Origin of the sequence: Nevskia soli, from assembly GCF_903970205.1 — a bacterium.
GTDB lineage: Bacteria > Acidobacteriota > Terriglobia > Bryobacterales > Bryobacteraceae > Bog-113.
In genome coordinates this window covers 1-2,817 of the sequence record NZ_CAJCHS010000043.1, presented here as the reverse complement: position 1 = coordinate 2,817, position 2,817 = coordinate 1, and the positions used below count along the sequence as shown (strand labels likewise).

1 protein-coding gene is annotated in these 2,817 nt (G+C 58.5%); it reads right to left on the bottom strand.

All coding sequences use genetic code 11. The annotated features are described in order from the left end of the window. A partial coding sequence (locus tag H1Y01_RS02210; protein WP_180538461.1) for a DEAD/DEAH box helicase family protein occupies positions 1 to 2,817 on the bottom strand: 2,817 nt, incomplete at both ends.

Here is a 2,817-nt window from a genome sequence, read left to right as displayed (position 1 = left end):
TGCTGATTGACGTGAACGGCGCGCAACTGGTCGAGCTTGCGGATTTCCGTGTCGATCTTGATTTTTTGAACGACAGCGGGATTGCCGGAGGCAATGGCTTTGATCTCGGCGTAGGTAAGGGCGCCGCTGTCCAGGTCTTCCGCCGCCCGCACCGACGTTTCTCCGCGCATTACCTGATGGATAAAGCGCGCCTTGGTTTCCAATGTTTGCCACATGTAGGCGTCGAAGGAGCCTTCCGTCACATAGCGGTAGATCTGAACCTCTTTGTTCGTGTTCCCCTGTCGCAGTATCCGTCCTTCACGCTGCTCGATATCGCGCGGGCGCCATGGCGCGTCCAGGTGATGAAGGGCCACGAGCCGTCGTTGGACGTTGGTCCCAGCTCCCATCTTTTCTGTAGACCCGAGCAGCACCCGAACTCGACCCGCATTCACTGCGTCGAACAGCAGTTTCTTCGCAGTGTCGGTTTCCGCGTCATGGATGAAGGCAATCTCTCGCGGTGGGATGCCCGCGGCAACCAGCTTTGATCGGATGTCGTCGTAGACATTGAATCGTTGGGGATCTGGCGTGGAGAGATCGCTGAAGACTAGTTGGGTCGAACGCTCGCTCCGGGTATCGTTCCAGATTTTGAGGATTCGCGAGACCGCGCGGTCGACCTTGGTGTCCTCTGGCGGCTCAACGCTCGGTCGAACCAGACGCATATCCAGCGCTGCTTTGCGGCCCTCCCCGGTGATCTTCAGCATATTATCCACGGCCGGATCGACACGTTCCTTCTTCAGCCTCTCAGCCCGGTCGGTCAAAGTTCGGATGAAGGCTTTGAGTTCGGGACTCGCCGGCGCAGCCACGACGGTCGGCCGACCGTTCTCCAGTTCGGGGCGCGGCAGGTTGAGCATGTCTGCTGTTTGCACGTCGGCAACGGTGCGGAACATCGTAAGCAGCTCCGGAAGATTGATGAACTTTGCGAAGCGGGTGTGCATCCGGTACCCGGATCCATCCGGCGCGAGTTCCAGCGACGTGACGGCCTCGGCAAAGTTCGCTGCCCACGGATCGAAATGATTGACGCCCCGCTCCGACAGCATTTCCGGCGCGAGATACCGCTGCATGGTGTACATCTCAGCGAGGGTGTTCGAAATCGGCGTGCCGGTCGCAAAGACTACGCCGCGCCCGTCGTTCCGTTCCTGTAGATAGCGAGCCTTCAGAAACATATCGAATGCGCGATTGCTATCGGAGTTCGGAAGGCCGGCGATACGATTCATCTTCGTGGTGTAAGCCAGGTTTTTATACAGATCGGCCTCATCAACGAAAATCGCATCGACTCCCAGCTCTTCGAAGGTCAGAACGCGGTCCTTCGACTCCCTGGCAGCGCGCTTTTTCAGACGAACTGTAAGCCGCTTCTTCGCTTTTTCCAGTTCTTTCACGATGCGGCGGTTGTCGTCTTTCGACTCGTTAGCCTGCCCGATCTCCTCATCCAGTTCAGCCACCTGCTTCTGGACGAAGCGGTTGAAGTAATCGTCAGAGACCGGAAGCAACTCGAACGAACGATGCGAGACGATCACGGCGTCGTAGTTCCCGGTCGCGATTCGCGCCATTGCCTGCTGCCGGTTTTCGGTGGCAAAGTGTTCTTTCCCGGCGACGAACAACCGTGCTTGCGGGTACAACTTCAGAAACTCCGCACCCCACTGGTCTACCAGATGATTGGGAACTACGAACATCGGCTTTTTCGCCAGATCGAGGCGTCGGAGTTCCATCGCGGCCGCGGCCATGGTCCACGTTTTCCCGGCTCCCACGACATGGGCCAGCAGCGGACTTCCACCCTGAAGAATGCGCCAGACCGCGTTCTTCTGGTGCGGCGCGAGGTCGCCGTCGCGAAGCGCGGTTCGCACCATTCCAGGCAAGGTAAGATGCGAACCATCAAACTCACGCAGATGGATATTATTAAAGCGAAAGTTGTAATCGTCCGCCAGCCGTTTCGCGCGGTCGGGATTTTCCCAGACCCACTCCCCGAATCGATCCTTCAATTGCTGCTGCTTTTCGCGGGCCGCGATCGTCTCAGGCTGGTTTACGGTACGTTTTCCTTCCGGGTCCTCATCATAGGCTGTGGGCGTACGTCCGTTCAACGACTGCTCAATCAGGTCCGATGCGCGAAAGCGCGAGGTGCCGTGCGTCGTGGTGTTGCTCACGGTGTAGTTCGCGGCGTAGTCCAGCTCCAGAGTCCAGGTTGCGATGGATTCCGCGTAGCCGACCTTCACGGTCGCGGGCGCCACGTCCAGCAACTCAGCAACGAAGTCGCGAATGTCTGACCGAGGAATCCACGATGAACCGAGACGCGCTTCGATTTCTCCCGGCTTAAGGTCCGGCGGTTGCACGGCCTGCAATGCTTCGACATTCCGCTGGTAAGCAGGGTCGAGGCGAGCCGAAGACTGGGCAACGACGAGCTTCGCCCGGACGTTGCCACTGAGATATCGATCCGCAGTTTCCCAAGTGCCGCCCTCAGGATTCCGGTATGCGAGTGAACCCAGTTCGTCCTGCAAATCGAATGCGCTCTTGCCGGTCAGCGCTTCCATACGGGGCCAACTTATCTGGCCGGTCTCATTCAGGGACACCAGCAAAGCTTCCGAAGCGGTTTCAACGCGCTCGACGGGCCGATACCGTTCCAGCGTTCTGCGGTCGAAAATAGCCGTCTTCTTCGCGAGCCTGGTCTCGGGATTGTATTCTTCCAGCGACAACAACAGCGGCTGGTCCGGATCATTGCCGAACGCTCTGACATTCTGCACGGCGTTCAGCGGTCCGAATCGCGAAACAAAGAGATCGTACGAGCGG